This window comes from Deltaproteobacteria bacterium, from assembly GCA_011773515.1.
In the GTDB taxonomy this organism is placed as follows: domain Bacteria; phylum Desulfobacterota; class Deferrimicrobia; order J040; family J040; genus WVXK01.
The window spans coordinates 16,692-22,850 of the sequence record WVXK01000111.1 but is presented as its reverse complement, the minus strand read 5'-3'; the positions used below and the strand labels follow the sequence as shown (position 1 = coordinate 22,850).

Genomic DNA, 6,159 nt, shown 5'->3' with positions numbered 1-6,159 from the left:
CCCCGTACTTTACGCATTCCCATCTTATTCGGTGCTTGCTAAGGCTCTCGCCCCGATCGCATACATCCCCGGAAAATTACGATTTGACCCGCCGGGCCAATTCTACAATAATAGGTCATTAGCAGATCGATGCTAACATCACTCCACACGCAATTCAGAATCACCCCGGGGAAATAGCTACCGGGCATTTCTCAATTTACCCAACGCAGTGAACGATCAAACCGGAGGGAAGAGCCATGAGGAAGCTACTTTTCGTCTTTTTTCTGTGCCTTGGACTTACCTTTCTGTCTGCGAGTTCCTCGATTTCGGAGGAGGCCGGCGGCAAGGCCCCCTGCGTCGGATGCCACGTGACGAAGACGCCGGGGATCGTGAAGCAGTGGAAGGACAGCAAACACAGTACCGAGGATGTCAGCTGTCTCGGTTGCCACGGGGGAAAAGATGGCGACCCCTCGGCTTACCGCCACGGAGAGAAAATGATAACCGCAGTGCCCTCTCCCCGATACTGCGCGGGTTGCCACGCGGAAGCGGTGGAGCAGAACTCGGTGAGTAAACACGCCTGGGGTGCTTTCCTCGGACCTCTGAAACCATACTACATGAAGGCCAGGGAGATGGGGCTCGATCCAATGACGCAGGAAACCGCAAAAAAGCTCAACCCCGAGGAGATGGCGAAAAGAGCCCTCACGCCGCTTTTTCCGGATAGCGGCATACTGAAGAAAATAGGCCTCCTCGATGACCCTGAATACAACCACAACAACGTGGTCCTGGGGTGCATAGAATGTCATGGCTCCTTCATCATCGCCGGACCCGAGGGGAAGCTCTCCGGTTGGCCCAACGCGGGCGTGGGGAGGATAAATCCCGACGGGAGCCTGGGGGCATGCACCTACTGCCACACGAGGCACCGGTTCAGTATCGAGGAAGCGAGAAAGCCCGAAACATGCGGCCAGTGCCACCTCGGGCCCGACCACCCCCAGCACGAGATCTACGAGGAATCCAAGCACGGAAACATATACGCCTCGTCAGGGGAGAGCTGGAACTGGAGTGCCCCATCGGGGAAGTGGGGCCCGGAAGACATAGTGGCACCTACATGCGCAACGTGCCACATCAGCGGTTTCGGGAAGGCCGTCAAGACCACGCACGACGTGGGGGCGAGGCTCTACTGGGAACTGCAGCCGAAAAAATCGGTTCCTCAGTGGAAGGGGCCCGATGAGCTGGATTTCGTCCTCAAAAGGGTTCCCGACAAAGAAAAAGCGGAAAGGGGAAGGGCAGAAATGAAAAAGGTCTGCTACCAGTGCCACTCCAGCCAGTGGGCCGACAACTATCTCATCGAGTTCGACAGGGTCGTGGCAGACTACAACAGGCTCTGGGATTACACCGACAACCTGCTCAAACAGGCCTACGAGGAGGGACTCATCAGCAAGGACAACCCCCTCGACGAGACACCCGAGATCATGCACTACCTCGTCTGGCACCACGACGGGAGGCGCTGGAGAATGGGAGCCAGCATGATGGGGCCCGATTGGACACACTGGAACGGAGCCGTGGATGCGATCATGAACAAGCTGGGAGCGATGATCAACGATATCGAGATGAGAAGGAAAATAAAGGAACTGGAAAAAAAGCCGTGAACTGAGCCCGTAGGCATGTCCACATCCCGGGGTCAGTTCCCATATCCTCATATCAGGTGCGCGGAATGACGCTAAAACCTGAGAAAATGGGAACTGACCCCGGGGGGAAGAGAAGGAAAAGGTTATTTTTTCTTGCGCCTGTATTATAATTACCCAGGGTTTTATCACACGTATCGAAACGATGAGATGAGCGGGACATATTTCTCATGAATCCAACGGCAGCGTGAGAAATATACGATGAAGACCCGTCTTGCTTTCGAAATCCTCCCTCAACCCGACGATCTGAGCTGCGGCCCGACCTGCCTTCACGCAATCTATCGGTACTTCGGCGACGATGTGCCCCTGGACCGGATCATTTCCGAGGTGCCTCACCTCAAGGAGGGGGGAACCCTGGCCGTCCAGCTTGCCTGTCATGCCCTCGAACGAGGATACCGGGCGAGAATATACACCTACAACCTCCAGATATTCGACCCTACCTGGTTCGCGGCAGGCCCGGGCTACCTCAGGGAGCGGCTCGGCGCCCAGATGCAGAAAAAAAAGGTGGCGAAACTCAGGGCCGCCTCCCGGTACTACCTGAAATTTCTCGACCTCGGGGGTGAACTGAGATTCGAAGACCTCACGACCGCCCTGATCAGAAAGCACATGAAACGGTCGATTCCCATCCTCACGGGACTCAGCGCCACCTACCTCTACCGGAGTGAGCGGGAATACGGACCCGATTCTGAATATGACGATCTTCTCGGAGAACCGGCAGGCCACTTCGTCGTTTTGTGCGGGTACGACCGGGAGGACCGATCGGTACTCGTCGCCGATCCATACGTGTATGAGCAGAAATCGATGAAACACCTCTACGAGGTGAACATCGACAGGCTGGTATGCTCCATACTCCTCGGTATCCTCACATACGACGCGAACCTGCTCGTTATCGAACCCCGGTGGGGCCGTAGAGGAGACAAACGTGGCCGTTCTGATCGTCGCAAATAACCCCGCCGACTGGCCTTTCGACCTGCCCGGGGTGGAGCTCGTATCTGCCAGAAAATACCTTGCCGAAAACCGCTACAGCAGGCTTCGCGGCGCGCGAGTCTTCAACCTCTGCAGGTCGTACCGCTACCAGAGCACCGGATACTATGTTTCGCTGCTCGCCTCGGCGAGGGGGCACAGAGCCTTTCCGAGCATCATGGCGATGCAGGACATGAAATCACCGTCCATCACACGCTTCATCTCCGAGGATATAGACGAGATCATCCAGCAGTCGCTGAAAACGATCCAGTCCGGGGAGTTTACCCTCAGCATCTATTTCGGCCGCAACATGGCAAAGAAACATGACCGCCTGAGCAGGAACCTTTTCAAGCTCTTTCAGGCGCCTCTTCTGCAGGCTCACTTCAGGAAGAACGACCTCTGGCGGCTCCACAGCATACGCCCGGTCGCTGCGAGCGAAATTCCGGAGACCCACCAGGAATTTGTCGTTGAATTTGCACGGGAATACTTCTCGGGAAAAAGGATAGCCGTCTCGAAAAGGGCTGCCCCCCGGTTCGACCTTGCCATTTTGCGAAACCCCATGGAGCACGAGCCTCCCTCCGACGAGAGGGCACTCAAGCGCTTCGTCAAGGCGGCGATTTCGCTCGGCATGAGGACGGAGCTGATCGAGAGGGAAGACTACGGGCGGATCGCCGAGTTTGACGCCCTCTTCATCCGGGAAACGACCGCCGTCAACCACCACACCTACCGCTTTGCCCGCCGGGCGGCGGCGGAAGGGCTCGTTGTCATCGACGACCCCGACTCGATACTGAAGTGCACGAACAAAGTCTACCTGGCCGAGCTGCTTTACCAGCACGGGATCCCCGCGCCGAAAACGCTCATCGTTCACCGGGAAAACGTATCGGGGATAGCCGACGTGTTGAAACTGCCCTGCATCCTCAAAAAGCCCGACAGCTCCTTCTCGCAGGGCGTGATAAAGGTGGAAGATAAAAATTCGATGAAGAGAGCGGTCATGGAAATGCTGGAAAAATCGGACCTGGTCATCGCCCAGGAATACCTGCCCACTCCCTTCGACTGGCGGGTGGGAATCCTTGACGGAAAACCCCTCTACGTGTGCAAGTACTACATGGCGAGAAAACACTGGCAGATCATCAAGAGGACCAAAATGGGGAAAACATCCGAGGGAAAGGTGGAGACGTTCCCCGTTGAACGGGCCCCGAGGAACATGGTCCGAACCGCCGTGAAGGCCGCAAACATAATAGGNNTCAATGACAACCCGAGCATCGATGCGGGATTTGAGGACGCCGTTCTCAAGGACGGGCTGTACAGAAAAATCATGGAAGTGGTCCTGAAGAGGATAGAAAAGCAGAAACGGGGAGGTGGCATGCCCTGAGCGCTGTGCCCTCGAAATTCCGTTTCAGCGGTTTCGGAGTCGAGCTGGAATACATGATCGTCGACTCGGCATCGCTCGATGTTCTCCCCGTCTCCGACGAGGTCCTTTGCGCCGTTGCGGGGGAATACGAATCCGAGGTGGAGGTAGGGAACCTGCTGTGGTCCAACGAGCTCGTCCTCCACGTTATCGAGCTCAAAACGAATGGGCCCGCGAAAAACCTCCATCCCCTTCCCGAAATATTTCATGACCACGTGGGCAGGGTAAACAGGCTTCTCGATCCCCTGGGGGGGCGCCTGATGCCCACCTCAACGCACCCCTGGATGAATCCCGACCGGGAGATGAAGCTCTGGCCCCACCAGGACAACGAGATATACGACGCGTTCAACAGAATCTTCGACTGCAGGGGTCACGGATGGGCAAACCTGCAGTGTTCCCACCTCAACCTCCCCTTCGCCGGCGACGAAGAATTCGGCCGCCTCCACGCGGCCGTCCGCCTCATTTTGCCGATCATTCCCGCCATCGCTGCCAGTTCACCACTGTTGGAGTTGAAACCGACGGGAATGCTGGACACCCGTCTCGACCTCTACCGGAAAAACTCCGGGAAGATTCCCTCCATAACCGGAAGGGTGATCCCCGAACCCGTGTTTACACCGAAGGAGTACGATCACCTCATCCTCCAGAGGCTGTACCGGGACATCGCACCCCACGACCCGGAAGGCATACTGCGACACGAGTGGCTCAACGCCCGGGGCGCCATAGCAAGGTTCGAACGCAGCACCATCGAGATCCGCATAATCGACATACAGGAGTGCCCGATGGCGGACCTTTCCATCATCGCAGCGATCGTCAGGGTAATCGAGGCGATGGTCTCGGAACTCTGGTGCGACGTGGCCAGACAGAAATCCTTCGGCGTGGAGGAACTGGAAAGGGTTATGCTTACCACCATGACCGCGGGGGAGTATGCCGTCATATCCGACAGGAAGTACCTCGACGCCCTCGGTTTCCGCCTCTCCGGCCGGTGCACCGCAGGGGAGCTGTGGCAGCACCTCGTGGAGACGCTCTTTCCCGCCACCCGGGAGGAGACGGCCGCCTGGAGAGATACCCTTCTTGCGATAATCAAAAACGGCACCCTTTCGAGCAGAATCTTACGGGCACTCGGCGGGGAGCTTGCGCCCGAGAGGGTCTCTGACGTCTACCGGGGGTTGTGCGACTGCCTCGCGGAAGGGAGAATCTACACTGGTTAGCGCAAATGCCCTCATCATAACCTGCGAACATGGCGGAAATCGCATACCCCGGGAGTACCGGGAACTGTTTCGTGGCAACGAACACATTCTCGAGACCCACAGAGGGTTCGACCGCGGCGCACGGGGGCTTGCCCGGGCAATAGCCTCGTCCCACTCTGCACCCCTTTTCTTGGCAACCGTATCTCGCCTCCTGGTGGACAGCAATCGCTCCGCCCACAAAAGGGGGCTCTTCTCCGAGCTCAGCCGNNTCAGCCGCTGCCTCCCCGAAAAGGAAAAGGAGAAGGTCCTCCGGTTGCATTACCACCCGTACCGCAACAGCGTGGAATCACGGATACGGGACATGGTCAAAGGGGGAAAACCGGTCCTGCACGTATCCGTTCACACCTTCACGCCGGTTCTCAAGGGCAGAGTCCGCAGGGCCGACCTGGGCCTGCTGTACGAGCCCGCAAGGACTCACGAAAGGGACCTGGCCGCAAAATGGCGGGATATCATCAAAGGCATGTCGCCGGGTCTGCGCATTCGCCTGAATTACCCGTACCGGGGGGCCAGCGACGGTTTTACCACATACCTCAGGGGACGATTTTTCGAGGAACTCTACCGGGGCATCGAGCTGGAAGTGAACAGCAAACACATCGAAGACAGCAGGAAGTGGGCCGATATCAGGCGAACACTCATCGCGAGCATCGGCCTGATAACCGGGAAAAATCCGTCCTGACGTCGCCCGGGAAAACAATCTGGCTCACACCATCAGCGCGCGGTGTGAAAAAGCCTCCCGGGCTCCGGCAACGGGTTTACCGGAACCCGGGGTCTTTTCAACCTGTGCGCCGGATGGGACCCCGTCCCGGAGCATTTCCTGGCTGCATCGTTCTTACTGTTCCTCTACCGTGAATTCGTCCACGAGGATGAAGCGGAACCCTTC

At 57.6% G+C, this 6,159-nt stretch carries 5 protein-coding genes; all 5 read left to right on the top strand.

The window, feature by feature from the left end; genetic code table 11:
* Positions 1 to 236 precede the first annotated feature (236 nt).
* A complete protein-coding gene (locus GTN70_11850) occupies positions 237 to 1,625 on the top strand; it encodes a hydroxylamine oxidoreductase (GenBank protein NIO17652.1) in 1,389 nt (462 codons plus the stop codon).
* A gap of 237 nt (positions 1,626 to 1,862) precedes the next feature.
* Entirely contained in the window at positions 1,863 to 2,609 is a 747-nt protein-coding gene (locus GTN70_11845) for a hypothetical protein (GenBank protein ID NIO17651.1), read from the top strand.
* Positions 2,584 to 3,996, top strand: a complete 1,413-nt coding sequence (locus GTN70_11840) for a RimK family alpha-L-glutamate ligase (protein NIO17650.1) — start codon at positions 2,584 to 2,586, stop codon at positions 3,994 to 3,996. Before GTN70_11845 ends, GTN70_11840 begins: the two co-directional genes overlap by 26 nt.
* A gap of 53 nt (positions 3,997 to 4,049) precedes the next feature.
* Positions 4,050 to 5,240: a glutamate--cysteine ligase gene (locus GTN70_11835; protein ID NIO17649.1), complete on the top strand. Its 1,191-nt coding sequence runs from the start codon at positions 4,050 to 4,052 to the stop codon at positions 5,238 to 5,240.
* Complete coding sequence (locus GTN70_11830) at positions 5,164 to 5,955, top strand: N-formylglutamate amidohydrolase (protein NIO17648.1); 792 nt, start codon at positions 5,164 to 5,166, stop codon at positions 5,953 to 5,955. The genes GTN70_11835 and GTN70_11830 overlap by 77 nt, the downstream gene beginning before the upstream one ends.
* Positions 5,956 to 6,159 lie beyond the last annotated feature (204 nt).